This is a genomic window from Pseudomonas reinekei (genome assembly GCF_001945365.1).
Taxonomy (GTDB): domain Bacteria; phylum Pseudomonadota; class Gammaproteobacteria; order Pseudomonadales; family Pseudomonadaceae; genus Aquipseudomonas; species Aquipseudomonas reinekei.
In genome coordinates this window covers 155,822-172,243 of the sequence record NZ_MSTQ01000012.1, presented here as the reverse complement: position 1 = coordinate 172,243, position 16,422 = coordinate 155,822, and the positions used below count along the sequence as shown (strand labels likewise).

General features: G+C 57.9%; 18 protein-coding genes, 4 tRNA genes and 1 pseudogene. 15 read left to right on the top strand and 8 right to left on the bottom strand.

Annotation, left to right across the window (positions count from 1 at the left end; genetic code table 11):
* Both BVK86_RS19945 and BVK86_RS19940 read right to left on the bottom strand, forming a co-directional pair.
* Window positions 1–415: T6SS effector phospholipase Tle3 domain-containing protein (locus BVK86_RS19945; protein ID WP_425272400.1), on the bottom strand; the 415-nt coding region annotated here is incomplete at its 3' end.
* 529 nt (window positions 416–944) lie between these two features.
* Window positions 945–1,313, bottom strand: coding sequence for a hypothetical protein (locus BVK86_RS19940; RefSeq protein WP_075948030.1), 369 nt, complete (start codon window positions 1,311–1,313; stop codon window positions 945–947).
* A gap of 244 nt (window positions 1,314–1,557) precedes the next feature.
* Here BVK86_RS19940 and BVK86_RS19935 point away from each other — a divergent pair, with 244 nt between their 5' ends.
* Both BVK86_RS19935 and BVK86_RS19930 read left to right on the top strand, forming a co-directional pair.
* Entirely contained in the window at window positions 1,558–2,376 is an 819-nt protein-coding gene (locus BVK86_RS19935; protein WP_075948029.1) for a shikimate 5-dehydrogenase, read from the top strand.
* A gap of 41 nt (window positions 2,377–2,417) precedes the next feature.
* Window positions 2,418–2,936, top strand: a complete 519-nt coding sequence (locus BVK86_RS19930; RefSeq protein ID WP_075948028.1) for a cupin domain-containing protein — start codon at window positions 2,418–2,420, stop codon at window positions 2,934–2,936.
* Window positions 2,937–3,029: 93 nt separating this feature from the next.
* Here BVK86_RS19930 and BVK86_RS19925 read toward each other — a convergent pair whose 3' ends face one another.
* The gene (locus BVK86_RS19925) at window positions 3,030–3,677 is read right to left on the bottom strand and encodes a YceH family protein (protein ID WP_075948027.1); all 648 of its coding nucleotides are present in this window, start codon (window positions 3,675–3,677) and stop codon (window positions 3,030–3,032) included.
* A gap of 206 nt (window positions 3,678–3,883) precedes the next feature.
* Between BVK86_RS19925 and BVK86_RS19920 the strand changes: the two genes are divergently transcribed.
* On the top strand, window positions 3,884–4,393 hold the full coding sequence (locus BVK86_RS19920; RefSeq protein WP_075948026.1) for a DUF1993 domain-containing protein: 510 nt from the start codon (window positions 3,884–3,886) through the stop codon (window positions 4,391–4,393).
* A gap of 183 nt (window positions 4,394–4,576) precedes the next feature.
* Here the strand turns inward: BVK86_RS19920 and sstT are convergent, their stop codons facing one another.
* Window positions 4,577–5,809: a serine/threonine transporter SstT gene (gene sstT / locus BVK86_RS19915; RefSeq protein WP_075948025.1), complete on the bottom strand. Its 1,233-nt coding sequence runs from the start codon at window positions 5,807–5,809 to the stop codon at window positions 4,577–4,579.
* Window positions 5,810–6,215: 406 nt separating this feature from the next.
* Between sstT and BVK86_RS19910 the strand changes: the two genes are divergently transcribed.
* Window positions 6,216–7,376, top strand: coding sequence for an MFS transporter (locus BVK86_RS19910; RefSeq protein ID WP_075948024.1), 1,161 nt, complete (start codon window positions 6,216–6,218; stop codon window positions 7,374–7,376).
* Here the strand turns inward: BVK86_RS19910 and nhaR are convergent.
* Window positions 7,363–8,262 carry a transcriptional activator NhaR gene (nhaR, locus tag BVK86_RS19905; protein ID WP_075948023.1) on the bottom strand — a complete coding sequence of 300 codons (900 nt, stop codon included), beginning with the start codon at window positions 8,260–8,262 and terminating at the stop codon, window positions 7,363–7,365. The genes BVK86_RS19910 and nhaR overlap by 14 nt on opposite strands.
* 135 nt (window positions 8,263–8,397) lie before the next feature.
* Between nhaR and BVK86_RS19900 the strand changes: the two genes are divergently transcribed.
* Both BVK86_RS19900 and BVK86_RS19895 read left to right on the top strand, forming a co-directional pair.
* The gene (locus BVK86_RS19900; protein WP_075948022.1) at window positions 8,398–8,640 is read left to right on the top strand and encodes a hypothetical protein; all 243 of its coding nucleotides are present in this window, start codon (window positions 8,398–8,400) and stop codon (window positions 8,638–8,640) included.
* Window positions 8,641–8,669: 29 nt separating this feature from the next.
* Complete coding sequence (locus BVK86_RS19895; protein WP_075948021.1) at window positions 8,670–9,419, top strand: TerC family protein; 750 nt, start codon at window positions 8,670–8,672, stop codon at window positions 9,417–9,419.
* Between the two features lie 79 nt (window positions 9,420–9,498).
* On the opposite strand, the gene BVK86_RS29840 is transcribed toward BVK86_RS19895, so the two are convergent.
* Window positions 9,499–9,669 (bottom strand): hypothetical protein, encoded by a 171-nt coding sequence (locus BVK86_RS29840; protein ID WP_167371512.1) that lies wholly within the window; start codon window positions 9,667–9,669, stop codon window positions 9,499–9,501.
* A gap of 167 nt (window positions 9,670–9,836) precedes the next feature.
* Between BVK86_RS29840 and BVK86_RS19890 the strand changes: the two are divergent.
* From BVK86_RS19890 to BVK86_RS19880, 3 genes and pseudogenes are all read left to right on the top strand, one after another.
* Window positions 9,837–10,564 (top strand): annotated as a pseudogene (locus BVK86_RS19890) (peptidase C39 family protein).
* Window positions 10,565–10,654: 90 nt separating this feature from the next.
* Complete coding sequence (locus BVK86_RS19885) at window positions 10,655–10,867, top strand: DUF6021 family protein (protein WP_075948019.1); 213 nt, start codon at window positions 10,655–10,657, stop codon at window positions 10,865–10,867.
* An 11-nt stretch (window positions 10,868–10,878) separates the two neighbouring features.
* Window positions 10,879–11,094 carry a hypothetical protein gene (locus BVK86_RS19880; RefSeq protein WP_075948018.1) on the top strand — a complete coding sequence of 72 codons (216 nt, stop codon included), beginning with the start codon at window positions 10,879–10,881 and terminating at the stop codon, window positions 11,092–11,094.
* A 57-nt stretch (window positions 11,095–11,151) separates the two neighbouring features.
* On the opposite strand, the gene pbpG is transcribed toward BVK86_RS19880, so the two are convergent.
* A complete protein-coding gene (gene pbpG / locus BVK86_RS19875; RefSeq protein ID WP_075948017.1) occupies window positions 11,152–12,090 on the bottom strand; it encodes a D-alanyl-D-alanine endopeptidase in 939 nt (312 codons plus the stop codon).
* Window positions 12,091–12,327: 237 nt separating this feature from the next.
* Window positions 12,328–13,182 carry a bifunctional methylenetetrahydrofolate dehydrogenase/methenyltetrahydrofolate cyclohydrolase FolD gene (folD, locus tag BVK86_RS19870; protein WP_075948016.1) on the bottom strand — a complete coding sequence of 285 codons (855 nt, stop codon included), beginning with the start codon at window positions 13,180–13,182 and terminating at the stop codon, window positions 12,328–12,330.
* A 274-nt stretch (window positions 13,183–13,456) separates the two neighbouring features.
* Here folD and BVK86_RS19865 point away from each other — a divergent pair.
* The 6 genes from BVK86_RS19865 (at window position 13,457) to clpP (ending at window position 16,377) form a co-directional block, all read left to right on the top strand.
* Window positions 13,457–13,533, top strand: a tRNA-Arg gene (locus BVK86_RS19865).
* Window positions 13,534–13,565: 32 nt separating this feature from the next.
* Window positions 13,566–13,641, top strand: a tRNA-His gene (locus BVK86_RS19860).
* 57 nt (window positions 13,642–13,698) lie between these two features.
* Window positions 13,699–13,783 (top strand) — tRNA-Leu (locus BVK86_RS19855).
* A gap of 77 nt (window positions 13,784–13,860) precedes the next feature.
* Window positions 13,861–13,936 (top strand) — tRNA-His (locus tag BVK86_RS19850).
* Between the two features lie 401 nt (window positions 13,937–14,337).
* Window positions 14,338–15,648 carry a trigger factor gene (gene tig, locus BVK86_RS19845; RefSeq protein WP_075948015.1) on the top strand — a complete coding sequence of 437 codons (1,311 nt, stop codon included), beginning with the start codon at window positions 14,338–14,340 and terminating at the stop codon, window positions 15,646–15,648.
* A 93-nt stretch (window positions 15,649–15,741) separates the two neighbouring features.
* Window positions 15,742–16,377 (top strand): ATP-dependent Clp endopeptidase proteolytic subunit ClpP, encoded by a 636-nt coding sequence (gene clpP / locus BVK86_RS19840; protein ID WP_075948014.1) that lies wholly within the window; start codon window positions 15,742–15,744, stop codon window positions 16,375–16,377.
* The last annotated feature ends 45 nt before the right edge of the window (window positions 16,378–16,422 follow it).

Sequence of the window (16,422 nt, the reverse complement as noted above, 5' to 3'; positions counted from 1 at the left end):
CACCGGCGTCATCACGCTTGACGTGGTCCGGCGCGGCCCGATAGCCCCAGTAGAAGGGGATCATCAGGCTGCGGATTTTGGGATCGTCGGTGTCGCGCTGATACAGATACGTGTCAGGGTCGTCGAGCGTAGTTTTCTGATCCGCACTCCGTTCATCAAGCGGTACTTCTTGGGCCTCAGCGTAATCCGCCCCATACCGCCCCGCCTTCAGATCCGGTCGATCCAGTCGTTCATTCACCCCCTGGCACAACCCGGTTTCCACCGACTCATAGGACGCCCCGGGGTCATTCACGCCATGCAGGAAAATCACCACCCCCGGCAGGTCGGCGGGTACTTCCAACTTGCGCACGGTGTTGCAATTGGGCATCAACCGGGTCGTGAGTTGCGCCACGCAGTACATGTCTTCGTGGCTCATTGGCTGCCACCTTTCGGATCTTCGCCACGCACCGCGGCCATTTGCGTCAGATGCATCCTTTCTCTCTCCGTCAGTCCGCTTGAAAATTTCTCTCCTTGCACAGTGCTGCCATCCTCCAGATCGATTTGTTACGTCCGGGGTGATGATGGTTGACTGAGCCTTATTGGCTGGACGTTAGCGGGCGCAAATTCACCGGCACAATCATGGCGATGTGGTGGCTCTGTATGGTTTTTTAGCGGACGAGAGGCGGGAGAGTGCGTAGATGCTGGGGCGTAGTTGGAAAGCAGATTTAATGTTCAAAATGTAAATCAGAACAGTCCTAGGAACCGTCTTACGTACACAGCGAGTGTTGAGATAGAGCGAGCAATCAGTAACCTGTGGCGAGGGAGCTTGCTCCCGCTGGGGCGCGAAGCAACCCCGAAAATGGGACCGCTACGCAGTCCAGCGGGAGCAAGCTCCCTCGCCACAGATACAATGTTCGTCCTTAAATGAACAGCATTGCGCTAATGCAGCAGGGCTTGATGGTGCGTCAGTAGTGCCCGTGCCGGGGGCCATAGTAACCGCGCGGTGGGCCGTAGTAGCCGCGGGGTGGTCCGTAGTAGACCGGCGCCGGACGGTAGTAGATCGGTTGCTGCACGTACACCGGAGCCGGCTGGTAGTACACCGGTGGAGGAGGCGGTGCGTAATAAACCGGGGCAGGCTGGGCATAGACCGGTTGCGGCGCGACATACACTGGCCGGTTGCTGTTGATGATGGCCGAGCCAACGATGGCTGTGCCAACGATCGCGCCAAATACCGCTGGACCTTCCCAACCGCCACCGCCGCCATGCGCCTCTGCCTGCCCTGCGATAGCCAAAGCGCCGATCAGCAAGGCCACTGTGGGGATTTTACGGATCATGATAATTCCTCGGTTCTTCGACCCGGCGCTTGCGTCTGCAATAGACTCAAGGATTGTCGCGGGGATACTTCTAAGACAGCGTTTTTTTGAAAATCCGCACAGCCGTTGAGTAAATTTTGTGTAAGGTCTGTACCGGTTTGCTGACGGTCATTGGTGTCGTCGGCAGGTACGCGAATATCATCGATCAGAACTCATGGGCTGGCTAATCCCGCCCATCTGAAAGTGCGTTAAGAAGGAGATACACATGCAGATGAACCCCAATCGAGACACCCAACTGTGCATGTCGCTCTCCGGGCGCCCCGGCAACTTTGGCCTGCGATTCCACAATCATCTGTATGAGCAATTGGGGCTGAATTTTTATTACAAGGCGTTCAGCAGCCAGGACTTGCCCGGCGCTGTGGGCGGGATCCGCGCGCTGGGCATTCGCGGGTGTGGCGTGTCCATGCCATTCAAGGAAGCCTGCATTGCTTTGGTCGATGAAATGGACGCCTCCGCCGCCGCCATTCAGTCGATCAACACCATCGTCAATACCGACGGCCATCTCAAGGCTTACAACACGGACTACATTGCCGTTGCCCAACTGTTGGAAACCCACGCAGTGCCCAAGGACACGTCGTTTGCCTTGCGTGGCAGCGGTGGTATGGCCAAGGCAGTCGCCAGCGCCTTGCGTGACGGTGGCTACAAAAACGGACTGATCGTGGCCCGTAATGAACGCGCTGGCCGGGCTTTGGCCGAATCCCTGGGCTATGAATGGCAAGCGGAATTGGGGGCCCGGCGCCCCCAGATGCTGGTCAACGTGACGCCAGTGGGCATGGACGGCGGGCCTGAGGCCGGGCAGCTGGCGTTCGAGGCCAATGTGGTCAAAACAGCAGGCACCGTCTTCGATATGGTGGCGATACCGTCGGAAACACCGCTGATCGTGATGGGGCGGGCCGAAGGTAAGAAAGTCATTACCGGACTGGAGGTGATTGCAATCCAGGCGCTGGAACAGTTTGTGCTTTATACCGGTGTGCGACCGACCAGCGAGCAGTTTCAGAAAGCGGTGGCGTTTGCTCGCGGCTGAAGATCAAAAGATCGCCTTACAACAAGGTGAAGGAGATTTCTGTGCATCCGCCCATTCTGAATTTGAACCAGGTCGAACTCGAACCGCTGCCGGAAGCCTTCGCGCCCACCGGTGAAACCGCCGGGCGCTATCAACAGCGCCTGGCCCGCGTCGGCCAGCAACTGGGGGCGCAGAAGCTCAGTTATCGTTTGTATGTGCTGGAGCCGGGGATGCGTGGCAGCCCGTTCCACAGCCATCGGGTCAATGAAGAGATGTTCTACGTGGTGGCCGGGGAAGGTGAGGTGCGTCTGGGGGGCGAACGTTTTCCTATCCGCACTGGCGACGTGATTGCCTGCCCGGCGGGTGGTCCGGAAAAAGCCCACCAGATCATCAATACCAGTAACGCCGAGCTGCGCTACCTGGCCGTCAGCACCCAGCAGTCGCCGGAAATCTGCGAATACCCGGATTCCGGCAAGTATGCGGTGATGGATGATTTCAAGGTCGATGCCGCAGGGAATGCTTCGGGGTTTGTTGCGGTGGCCCGGCAGGAGGATGGGGTGGATTATTGGGAAGGTGAATAGTCCCTGTTACCAGGTGACCGCCGTCATCGCCAGCAGGCTAGCCTGCTGGCGATGACGGCGGTACATCCAACATACATTTGACTGGCTGATCACTTACTCAAGCCGCGCCAACCGCTCTTCCAGCGCCGCAATCCGCGCCTCCAGCTCTTCAATCCGCTCAACCGAAACCCCGCTGCCAGCCCCGCGTTCCGACGGATTCTGCCGCGCCGCAAGAATCGCCTCGATATCTGCCGGGTCACCCAACGCATGGGTATAACGATCTTCACGCTGCCCTGCCTGACGCGGAATCAACACTGCCAGCCCGCGTGCAATCAAGCGTTCCAGCTGATGCACCACCTGTTCGGCATCTTCGAACTCATGCATGCGGCCGCTGCGGGTCAGCAATTCGTTGACCGTCTGCGGGCCGCGCAAAAACATCAGCCCGGTCAGAATCACCTGCGCCGGTACCAGTTCCAAAGCCTTGTCGACCTTGTGCTCCCAACGGTCGGCGCGACTGCCCATCACCAGTTTGGTAAAACCTCTTCCCTCAAGTGCGCGCAGGCTCTGCCCGACCTGACCTGGCGTCAGGTTCATCACCGGCTCGCGGCTGGTTTTCTGGTTGCAGGCGATCACCAGAGCATTGAGCGTCAGCGGATAGGTTTCCGGGCTGGTGGCCTGCTTCTCGATCAACGAACCCAGAATGCGGATTTCCGTGCTGTTGAGCCGTGGCTCGTCGAACGTTGTTTCTTGCTCAGTGCTCACAGTGGCTGGAACCTCGCTAACAGTTGAACTGGAAAATAGTGGGCTAATAAAACCTCGTTCCCGCAGGTTAGTCGAGCATTGCCGTGTTGCCGCGCTTCAATCCTGGCGGCGCAGGTTTACGGCGGCTGAAAAAGACCGGTTTCGCAAGGGCAGCGCGCGGCTATAATCGGCCCACGTTTCCCTCCTGTCACCACACGAGACCTGTCATGACCATTTCCCTGTACGACGCTTCGGTTCCTGTTTTCAAGCAAATGCTCAACGCCCTGAGCGATGTGCTGAACAAGGCTGAAGCCCACGCCACTGCGAAAAACATCGACCCGAACGCCTTCCTGCAAGCCCGTCTGTACCCGGACATGTTCCCGCTGGTGCGTCAGGTGCAGATCGCCGTTGATTTCGCCAAGGGCGTTACTTCGCGTCTGGCTGAGGTTGAAGTGCCGAAGTACGACGACACCGAAACCACCTTCGCCGAGCTGCAAGCACTGATCGCCAAGGTTCTGGCCTACATCGGCGAGTTCACGCCTGAGCAGATCAATGGCAAGGAAGGCATCGAGATCGTCACCCGTCCTGGCACCCCTAAAGAGAAGCGCTTCTCCGGCCAGGCTTACCTGCTGACCTACGGCCTGCCGCAATTCTTCTTTCACGTCACCACCACTTACGCACTGCTGCGCCACAACGGCGTAGAAGTGGGCAAGCGCGATTACATGGGCGCGTTCTAAACCGCTCGGGTACAAAAAAGCCCCCGCAGCCTTGGGCTGCGGGGGCTTTTTCATGGTGCGCAGCCTTCAGCTACAACACAAATCCTGTGGGAGCGAGCCTGCTCGCGAAAGCGGTGTGCCAGCCAACATCGATGTTGACGCTGATGGCCTCTTCGCGAGCAGGCTCGCTCCCACATGGGGGTGTCAGGCCAATTGCTCGGTCTTCTGTTCTTCGCGCAGGCAAGCCGCCGCGGTGAACAGTACATCGGTCGACGAATTCAGAGCCGTCTCCGCCGAATCCTGCAACACGCCGATGATGAAACCGACTGCCACCACCTGCATGGCGATTTCGCTCGGGATGCCGAACAGGCTGCATGCCAGTGGAATCAACAGCAGCGAACCACCGGCCACACCCGAAGCACCGCAGGCGCAGATCGCCGCGACGACGCTCAGCAGAATAGCGGTCGGCATGTCCACGGCAATCCCCAAGGTATGCACCGCCGCCAACGTCAGCACGGTGATGGTGATCGCAGCGCCAGCCATGTTGATGGTCGCGCCCAGCGGGATCGATACCGAGTAGGTGTCTTCATGCAGACCCAGACGCTTGCTCAATTCCAGGTTGACCGGAATATTCGCCGCCGAACTACGGGTGAAGAACGCCGTGATGCCGCTCTCGCGCAGGCACATCAGCACCAACGGGTACGGGTTGCGGCGCAGCTTCCAGAACACGATCAGCGGGTTCATCACCAGCGCCACGAACAACATGCAACCGAGCAGTACGGCCAGCAGGTGGGCGTAGCCGATCAGTGCGCCGAAACCAGAGGTGGCCAGGGTCGAAGCCACCAGGCCGAAGATGCCCAGTGGGGCGAAGCGAATCACCACTCGCACGATCACCGTCACGCCGTTGGACAGGTCGCCCAGCACTTCTCGGGTGGTGTTGCCCGCATGGCGAATGGCGATGCCCATGCCGATGGCCCAGGCCAGAATGCCGATGAAATTGGCATTCATCAGGGCGCTGACCGGGTTATCGACCACGCTCAGCAACAGGCTTTGCAACACTTCGCCAATGCCGCCCGGTGCAGTCACCGCAACGTCCTGAGTCGACAGCACCAGGCTGGACGGGAACACCATGCTGGCAACCACCGCGACCACGGCTGCGGCGAAGGTCCCCAGCAGATACAGGAACAGAATCGGCCGGATATGGGTTTCCTGACCGTGCTTGTGGTTGGCGATGGACGCCATGACCAGCACGAACACCAGAATCGGCGCGACGGCCTTCAGCGCCGAGACAAACACTTTGCCGATGAACGCGGTGGACTTCGCCGCTTCAGGCGCAACCAGGGCCAGGGCAATACCGGCGATCAGGCCGATCACGATCTGTGTGACCAGGCTCAGGCGTTTAAGGCGTTGCAATAGAGAAGGGGATGAAGCAGTCATAAAACGGCATCTCTGATTTTTTATAGGTTCGAGGTTTCACCGCAGTGGCAGCAACAAGCAGGGCAGGCCGCAGACGGGAAACCGGGAGGAGCAGCATGGGGCATGCCAGCGCTGATCCCTGTGGCGAGGGAGCTTGCGCCCGCTGGGCAGCGAAGCGGCCCCACCCAATGGGCCTGCTGTGCAGTCCAGCGGGAGTCAGCTCCCTCGCCACACGGGGCGCGGACTTTATCACAGCGTAGGAGCAATCTTTCAGACCTGTGACGAACTGCCACCCCGGCATTCAACGCGAATTGCAGGTTCGTGCAACCTCACCCGGAAACACTCTGTTAAGATCCCCTATCCTCATTTTCAAATTGCCAGTGGGCCTTCGGGCTAGCGCTGGTGTTTTCGTTTTCTGGAGTTTTGCATGCTGTTTCCCATCCTTCTGTTGTCTGCCGCCGGGTTTACGGTGCTGACCACGGAATTCGTCATCGTCGGCCTGTTGCCTGCCATCGCCCGTGATCTTGAAGTCAGCATCCCGCAAGCGGGTTTGCTGGTGACCCTGTTCGCCTTCACCGTTGCCGCGTTCGGGCCGTTCCTCACCGCGTACTTCGCCCGCTTCGAGCGGCGCAAGCTGTTTATCTCGGTGTTGATCATGTTTGGTCTGGCCAACACCCTGGCGGCATTGGCGCCGAACATCTGGGTGATGGCGTTCGCGCGGCTGATTCCGGCGCTGGGCTTGCCGGTGTTCTGGGCCCTGGCCAGTGAAACGGCGGTCGATATCGTCGGGCCGGATTACGCGGGCCGAGCCATTGCCAAGATCGGCTTCGGCATTGTCTGCGCCACCGTGTTCGGCATTCCGGTGGGCACGTTGATTTCTGATGCGTTCGGCTGGCGCAGTGCATTTGCGATTCTGGCGGTTATCGCGTTTGCCAAGGCGTTGCTGCTGTTTATCTATCTGCCGAAAACCAATCTGCACCAGCATCAGGTCAGCTTTCGTTCGCAGTTCAAGATCCTGCGCAGCCCATTGATGATCGGCCACGTGTTGCTGTCGGTGATTGTGTTCAGCGGCATGTTTACCGCTTACACCTATCTGGCGGACATCCTTGAGCGCCTGGCCGGGTTCAACGGCACAGTCGTTGGCTGGTGCCTGATGGGCTTCGGCGCGGTTGGCTTGATCGGCAACTCGTTGGGTGGTCGCGCGGTGGACCGTCATCCGCTGATGGCGTCGATGATGTTCTGCGCCTTCATGATCGCCGGCCTGGTGGCGCTGGTGCCGAACATTCATTCGCCGGTCGGCCTGGCGGCGGCGATGGGTATCTGGGGGGTGACTCAGGCGGCAATGTTCCTGGTCAGTCATGTGCGTTTAATGAAAGCTGCGCCGCAAGCACCGGCGTTCGCGGCGTCGCTGAACATTGCCGGGGCCAACCTCGGGATTGGCCTCGGCGCCATGATCGGCGGCCGCGTGATCGACAGTGTTGGCCTGCAAGGCTTGGGTTTTGCTGCAGCCGCTTTCATTCTGGCCTCGATCCTGCTGGCCATCGCCTTGATGACCTTCAAGCCGCGCGAAGAGGTCACAGCGCTGTAAACAACTCGCGTCGGGCACCTTCGGTAATGGCGACAATGCCGGGATGCTTGACCTTGCGATCAACCGAAATGGCGTAGAACGATTCGCTCACCGCGTCGGTCTGGCCAATCACCTCTACGCCACACTGGCGTTTCACTTCGTCGGCAATCACGCTCGGACCAATGAAAATCCCGCTGCCGGATTGGCCGAAGGCCTGCATCAAGGCGCTGTCGTCAAACTCACCGATAATTTGCGGTTGAATCTGCTGTTCGGCAAACCAGCGCTGCAAACGGCTGCGCACCACGGTTTCCGGACCCGGAATCAGCAGCGGTGCACCCTGCAGGTTGCGGGGGAAGTCCTGGCCGTATTGCGCCGCCAGCCCCGGGGTGGCAAAAAAACTGATCCCGCATTCACCGAGTTTCTGGCTGTAGCCTTTGATATCCAGGTGCGACGGCATCGGGCTGTCGGAGATCACCAGGTCCAGGCGCTGGATCGCCAGGTCGGCCAACAAACGCTCAAGCTTGTCCTCGCGACAGGTGATGCGCAGCGGTTCGCTCAGTTCCATGGTGGGCGCAATCAGCCGATAGACGATGGATTTGGGCACCACATCGGCCACGCCGACCCGGAACAGAATCTGCTGCTCATTGGGCTGCGCCCGTAGCATCAGTTCCAGTTCACCGCCAAGTTGAAACATCTGTTCGGCATAGGGCAGGGTCTGCCGTCCGGCTTCCGTCAGCTCAAGCTGTCGACCCACTCGGCGAAACAATTCGATTCCGTAGGTTTGTTCGAGCAGTGAAATCTGCCCGCTGATGGTCTGTGGCGTCAGGTTCAGTTGCTCGCAGGCACGCACGATGCTGCCGGTCTTGGCCACCACCCAGAAGTAATGCAGTTGTCGGTAGTTGAGCATGGCGATCTACAGTTCGTAAAAATCGAAGTATAGCCGGTAAAAATACGAATTTTCCTGAAGTGTCTGTCTCCCTAGAATGCGTCGCTATCAACGGGCCATCGTTTCGGTCCCGTTCGTTCTATTGAGGGAAGCATCATGAAAATTAAAGCCACGGCGCTGGTGATTACATCTTTACTGGTATTGGCCGGTTGCGATCAGGCCGAGAAAAGCGCTCAACAATTGATGGGTAAAGCCGCCGAAAGCGCAAAACAAGCTATCGACGACACCCATAAAGCCGCCGAGCAAGCGCTCAGCGACGCCACGGGCGGGCTGATCAGCAAAAAAGAATCATCGGAAAAAGACTCGGAAAAATCCGAATCTTCCTCCCAGGAAATCTAAACCGTCTTACAGCGAGTCAGGACTGACCCATGGAATACCTTTTACAGCTTGCCGCCAGCCCCACTGCGTGGATTGCCCTGGCCACCCTGGTGGTGATGGAAATCGTGCTTGGCATCGATAACCTGATCTTCATCTCGATCCTGACCAACAAACTGCCCGAGCAGCACCGGCAGAAAGCGCGGCGCATTGGTATCGGCATGGCACTGATCCTGCGCTTGGGCCTGCTCAGCACCATCGCGTTCATTGTCCAGCTGACCGCGCCGGTGATCGAGATTCTCGGCCATGCGTTCTCCTGGAAAGACATGATTCTGATTGCCGGTGGCCTGTTCCTGTTGTGGAAAGCCACGACCGAGATCCATCACAGCATGGACCCTGCGCCGGAAGATCCGAAGTCCGCGACCTCGACCGTGACCCTGGGCTTTGCCGCGGCCATTGGTCAGATCCTGATGCTGGACATGGTGTTCTCGATCGACAGCATCATTACCGCTGTCGGCATGACCGAGCATTTGCCGATCATGATCATCGCGGTGGTGGCGTCGGTACTGGTGATGTTGCTGGCGGCTGACCCGTTGGCCAAGTTCATCAACGACAACCCGACGGTGGTCATGCTGGCGCTGGGCTTCCTGATCATGATCGGCATGACGCTGATCGCCGAAGGCTTCGGCGCCCATGTACCGAAAGGTTACGTGTATGCCGCCATGGCGTTCTCGGCGGGTATTGAGGTGCTGAACATGATGTCCCGCCGGGCGAAGCAGAAGCGCGTAGCCGCCGAAGCTTAACCGTCGATAAACGAAACGGCCGCCTGAACTCGAAAGAGTTCAGGCGGCCGTTTTTGTTTGAGCGTTGGAAAGGCGTCAGTCAGTGGGCCGTGACGTGGCGCGCGGCGGTTTTATCGGTTTTCACCATGGGTGCCGGCTGGTTCGGGTGGTGATGGTGCCGGCGGGTAACGCGCAGAACGCCCCATAACATGGCTGTGGCGACAGCCAGCCAGCCGCTAATCAACATCACGATCGTCATAGTCAGGCTCATCGATGCCTCCTCTTTGCCCTGCAGCGGGCAGACACACTATGCAAGTGACAGTCTAGCCGCTGTCGTGTTTCAAGCTATTGACCGAAGGTCGACTGTCATCAACCAGTTCGCTCTATGCAAACCCGTGAACTACCGGTTAAGGCTATACCGGCGCTCCGTGGCGTCCTATGATCGACGACCAAGCCGGGAGCGGATTGCCCGGCGTCTGAACAAGAGAGTGATGATGGTGCGGGTGATTTCTCGAATTCTTTCAGTGGCGGTCATCGTGGGATGCGTCGCCGGCCTGGCTGGCTGCGCGGGGAGCGTGTCGCCGCAAATCAAGCGTCTGCCAGAAAGGGTGGAACTCAGTGGGCGCTTCTATAAAGGCGTGGCCAACCAAAGCGGGCCGCAGGTACTGGCAAGCATGCTGTCCCAGCAAGGTATCGTGATTACTCCGGGGCTGCTCGATAAGCCATTGCGTTTGCCGGGCGCCGAAGCCCAGTTGCAACAGAACATGCAAAACCTTGCGCGTGAGTACGGGATGATGGTCTATCCACTGGACAGCAATTTGCCAGCCTTACTGACGCAGGTGGCGGCTGGTTATCCGGTCATGGTGCGATTTACCGAGGGCTCGGCACTTTGGTCGGAACCGCGTTATGCCATCCTCACGGGATACAACCGGCAGAAGCGGACCGTGTTGCTGCGTGCCGGCATGAATCAACGACTGCTGATGAGCTTCGGCTCGTTCGAATCGGCATTCAAGGATGCCGGTGGCTGGGCGGTGTTGATTCAGGCACCGACGCAGATTCCCGCCGAAGTCGATCAGCAGCGCTGGCTCAAGGCGGCGAACGAACTCGCCCAGGCTGGCCAGGAGCAAGCAGCGGCGAAAGCCAGAAAAGCCTTGGGCGCCCGTTAAGCCCGTTCGTCATTTGCCGGGCACCCCGGCGCATCGGCGTCCTCTGAAGATCAAGGCCCGCACTTTTCGGGCCGCGATCAGGAGGCGTTCATGGCACATTCCAATACCCCCGCCGGCCCGCATTCGTCTGAGCATTCGTCCGGCGATGAGTTGGGATTCGACCCCGATTCTCCTGACGTCGCCGACCCTCAGGTCGACCCCATTGGGCCGGCCAAGGCGCCGAAAGACGTAAAACCGGGCGATAACCCCAAGGTTCCTTCCAAACCCTATGATCCGCTGGGTGACCTCAAACCCCAGGTCTGATGGAGGTACGCATGTCTACCGATTCGAGTTTCAACGATAAACGTCCGGAAACTGTTCCCACTACACCGCAAGACGACATCGACCCGGTGCTGGATCCGGATAGCCCGATGCGCGATCCGCTGGCGCGGCCGACGGTGGCGCCGTCGGAACACCCACAGGGTTGGCGAGATCCCAGCAAAGGCGACGGCATACCGGATGATGACCAAATGCCACTGCCGAACGATTAATCGCTGAGGAAAAAAGCCCCGAATGTTCGGGGCTTTTGCTTTTTGTTGCGGGCGGACCTATTTCGAGGCTTCAACGACGCCGGTCTGACGTTGCTTCAGGTTTTTGTCGGCTTTGTATTGCAAGGCAACCGAAGGCACGTCCGCGCTCTTGCCGCTCTCCACCCAATTCCGCATGCGCGTGGCATCGGCAAAGTGGGTGTACTTGCCATAGGCGTCGAGGATTACCAGAGCCACCGACCGATTACCCATACGGGTCACCAACACCAGGCAATGGCCGGCCTCATTGGTGAATCCGGTTTTTGTCAGCTGAATGTCCCAATCCGGCTTGCGGACCAAATGGTCGGTGTTGCGAAAGCCCAGGCTGTAAACGGGTTTGCGGAACGTAACGGTTTTTTCCTTGGTGGTGCTCAACTCGGTCAGCAGCGGATACTTGTGCGCGGCGATCAACAGTTTGCTCAAGTCACGAGCGGTCGAAACGTTACGTGCCGAGAGGCCTGTGGGCTCGACGAAATGGGTATTGGTCATGCCCAGAGCCCGAGCCTTGGCGTTCATCGCCGCAATGAACGCGGCATATCCACCTGGATAGTGGTGGGCGAGGCTCGCGGCGGCGCGGTTCTCCGATGACATCAGGGCAATCAGCAGCATTTCCCGGCGAGGCAATTCGCTTTTTAGTTTGACCCTGGAATACACACCTTTCATTTCCGGCGTATCGCTGATGTTGATGTTGATGTATTCATCCATGTTCTGCCGGGCTTCAACGACCACCAGGCCGGTCATCAACTTGCTGACCGAAGCAATGGGGACGACGACGTCCGGGTTGCTGGCATAGATGACTTTGTTGGTCTGCATATCGAGCAGTAAAGAACTGCCGGAAGCGAGCTTGAGTTTCGAGGTGTCTCGAGGCGCTGCGGTCGTTTCGCCAGCGCTGGCGATTGGCGTGATGAAAGTCCCTGTAACTGCAAACAATAAGCTCAGGATGGAAAGGCGGATTTTCACGCTGGCAGACTCATAATGTATTGATAAGCCGTTTTGTAACGGGCTATTTCTTAAAAAGCGCGACATTCTGGAGTATGGCTGAATAACTGTCGATGGTTGTTCAAGTAACCGGTGAAAGTCCTGGAAAACATGAAAAAAAAGTCATTTTCCGGCGGATGGTCGCGGTTTGTTTCGGGCAAAAAGAACCCCGCCGTGGGCGGGGTTCCTTGAGTCGCTTTTTACCGCTGCGTGGAATACTCAGCCGTGCAGGGTTTCGGCGGCATACAGCGTGTTTTCCAGGAGGCAGGCGCGGGTCATCGGACCTACGCCACCCGGCACCGGCGTGATCCAGCCGGCGCGGGGCAGGGCGGTTTCGTAGATCACGTCGCCGACCAGCTTGCCGTCTTCCTGACGGTTGATGCCGACGTCGATCACGATCGCGCCTTCCTTGATCCACTCACCCTTGACCAGGCCCGGCTTGCCAGCGGCAACGACGACCAGATCGGCACGACCGACGTGGCCCGCCAGATCCTTGGTGAAGCGGTGGGTGACGGTCACGGTACAGCCGGCCAGCAGCAACTCCATCGCCATCGGTCGGCCAACGATGTTGGATGCACCGACCACCACGGCATTCATTCCGTACAGATCGGCACCGGTGCTTTCCAGCAGGGTCATGATGCCTTTCGGTGTGCACGGACGCAGCAGTGGAATGCGCTGGGCCAGGCGGCCGACGTTATAAGGATGGAAGCCGTCGACGTCTTTGTCCGGGCGAATGCGCTCCAGCAACTTGGACGCATCCAGGTGTTCAGGGAGTGGAAGCTGCAACAGAACGCCATCAATGGCGGGATCGTCATTCAGGCGATCGATCAGATCGGCCAGCGCTTCTTGAGTGGTTTCGGAAGGCAGGTCGTAGGCTTGGGAAATGAAGCCTACCTCTTCACAGTCTTTACGCTTGTGCGAGACATAAACCTGAGAGGCAGGATCGCTGCCGACCAGGATCACCGCGAGACCCGGTGTGCGCAGACCTTGCTGGCGACGCTCGGTGACGCGTTGGGCGATCTGCTGGCGCAGGCTGGCGGCGATCGATTTGCCGTCGATTAGTTGTGCAGTCATTGCGCGTGATTAACCATCGAGAGGGGAAAAAAAGAGAACGCATTCTCGCATGTCATGCGGTGAGGGCAAAGGCGCTTGGTCTGCAAATTCCTCTAACCCCTTTAATTAAATGAATTTTTTTTAAAAAGGATTTGACGACCTCCGGGGCGCTCTATACTATTCGTCGCACTTGTCGGGCACAGCCTAGCACTGGTTGAGAAGGTCGAGTGGAATCAACGTTCTGCAAGGCTGAAAAGCACTTAGTTTGTAGTCCTTCAAGGGTACAGCTAACAAGGCGCCCGTAGCTCAGCTGGATAGAGCATCCGCCTTCTAAGCGGATGGTCGCAGGTTCGAGTCCTGCCGGGTGCGCCATTAGGCAGCTTTGGCACAAGTAGCGCAATATGGTGGGCGTAGCTCAGTTGGTAGAGCACGGGATTGTGACTCCCGTTGTCGTGGGTTCGATCCCCATCGTCCACCCCATATTTCGAAAGGCGCCAGATTAACAGTCTGGCGCCTTTGCTTTAAAAGCTTCACTCCGCGGATGTGGTGGAATTGGTAGACACACTGGATTTAGGTTCCAGCGCCGCGAGGCGTAAGAGTTCGAGTCTCTTCATCCGCACCAAATAAGCTTCACTCATGTCGATCGGCAGGATTGGGGTTCAACGAAGAAGTTGTTTGGCTTCTTTGTTACGCAATATGGTGGGCGTAGCTCAGTTGGTAGAGCACGGGATTGTGACTCCCGTTGTCGTGGGTTCGATCCCCATCGTCCACCCCATATTTCGAAAAGGCGCCAGATTAATAGTCTGGCGCCTTTTTTGTTTCAGCGGTTTGAGTATCCAGCGGCTGCAGGTTCTGGGTCGCAGGGCGGGGCGTTTCGTCGTATTTATGTTTCTCGATGATGCCGTACTGCCCGCCGGTCTTGCTCGCAAGGGCGGCTGTCAGAGCGATGCCCGGCAACCTCTTCTATATAAGGAAGGGTGGGTGCAGAGCTTTGGCGTGATTGGCTGTATTTGCCACCGGGGCGAGGTGCATCCGTGCATTCGCACCTATTAATTGCCTGCTGCTTTTTTACCCGTTTTCAGTGGGGTGACTTCTTGAGTTTGACCCACTAGAATGCATGCCCTTGATTCTGGGGTCGGAAACGGCCGGCTAACGTCTGTGCAACGAGGAATATCCATGCAAGTTTCTGTTGAAAATACTTCTGCTCTTGAGCGCCGCATGAGCATCACCGTGCCGGCTGAGCGCATCGAGACTCAGGTCAACAAGCGTCTGCAGCAGACTGCCCAAAAGGCCAAGATTGCTGGCTTCCGTCCAGGCAAAGTGCCAATGAGCGAAATCAAGCGTCGTTTTGGCGCTGAAGCTCGCCAGGAAGCTGTAGGCGACGTCATCCAGTCTTCCTTCTACGAAGCTGTTGTCGAGCAAAAACTGAACCCTGCCGGTTCTCCTTCGATCGAGCCTAAGTCCCTGGAAGCGGGCAAGGACCTGGAATACGTTGCAGTTTTCGAAGTGTTCCCTGAGTTCACCGTTGCCGGTTTTGAAGGTATCACCGTAGAGCGCCTGAGCGCTGACGTGTCTGACGCCGATCTGGACAAGATGCTGGACATCCTGCGCAAGCAGAACACCCGTTTCGAAGTGGCCGATCGTGCTGCCCAGAACGAAGACCAGTTGAACATCGATTTCGTTGGCAAGGTCGACGGTGAAGTGTTCGCTGGTGGTTCCGCCAAAGGTACTCAGCTGGTTCTGGGTTCCGGCCGCATGATCCCGGGTTTCGAAGAAGGTCTGGTTGGCGCTAAGGCCGGCGAAGAGCGCGTTTTGAACCTGAGCTTCCCAGAGGACTATCAGAACCTTGACCTGGCTGGTAAGGCCGCTGAGTTCACCGTGACCGTGAACACTGTTTCCGAGCCAAAACTGCCAGAACTGACCGAAGAATTCTTCGCTCAATTCGGCATCAAGGAAACCGGTCTGGAAGGCTTCCGTGCCGAAGTTCGCAAGAACATGGAGCGCGAGCTGCGTCAGGCGATCAAATCCAAGGTCAAGAATCAGGTAATGGACGGTCTGCTGGCCTCCAACCCGATCGAAGTGCCAAAGGCTCTGCTGTCCAACGAAGTTGACCGTCTGCGCGTGCAGGCTGTTCAGCAATTCGGTGGCAACATCAAGCCAGACCAACTGCCAGCCGAGCTGTTCGAAGAACAAGCCAAGCGCCGCGTAGTGCTGGGCCTGATCGTGGCTGAAGTGGTCAAGCAGTTCGACCTCAAGCCTGACGAAGCTCGCGTTCGTGAGATGATCCAGGAGATGGCTTCGGCTTATCAGGAGCCTGAGCAAGTTGTGTCCTGGTACTACAAGAACGACCAGCAACTGAACGAAGTGCGCTCGGTTGTGCTGGAAGAGCAAGTTGTGGATACTGTTCTGCAGAAAGCTAGCGTGACCGACAAATCGGTCTCTTACGAAGAAGCGGTCAAGCCGGTAGAAGCTCCACAAGCCGACTGATTGTTTTTGCGCTGAGAAGCAAACACCATAAGCCAGCTCTCGAGCTGGCTTATGCGTATTCAAGACATAACTATTTGGGAGTGACTGCAGAGCATGTTCCGTAATTCGTATATTCAGCAGAACTCTGATATCCAGGCCGCAGGCGGTCTGGTCCCGATGGTTGTCGAGCAGTCCGCTCGTGGCGAGCGCGCCTATGACATCTACTCGCGTCTTCTCAAGGAACGAGTGATCTTTCTGGTGGGTCCGGTAGAGGACTACATGGCCAACCTGATCTGTGCGCAGCTGCTGTTCCTTGAAGCGGAAAACCCGGACAAGGACATCCATCTCTATATCAACTCCCCCGGCGGTTCGGTGACAGCGGGCATGTCGATCTACGACACCATGCAGTTCATCAAACCCAACGTGTCGACCACCTGTATCGGTCAGGCGTGCAGCATGGGCGCATTCCTGCTGACAGCCGGTGCCCCAGGCAAGCGTTACTGCCTGCCGAACTCGCGTGTGATGATTCACCAGCCACTGGGCGGTTTCCAGGGCCAGGCGTCGGATATCGAAATCCATGCCAAGGAAATCCTCTTCATCCGCGAGCGTCTGAACATGCTGATGGCCAAGCACAGCGGTCGCACTCTGGAAGAAATCGAGCGAGATACCAACCGCGACAACTTCATGAGTGCAGAAGCTGCGAAGGAATACGGTTTGATCGACGAAGTGATCAACCAGCGCCCAGCTTAAAAATAAGCAGCTCAAAATAGGCTTGGTCGGCGCGTCTGATCAGCG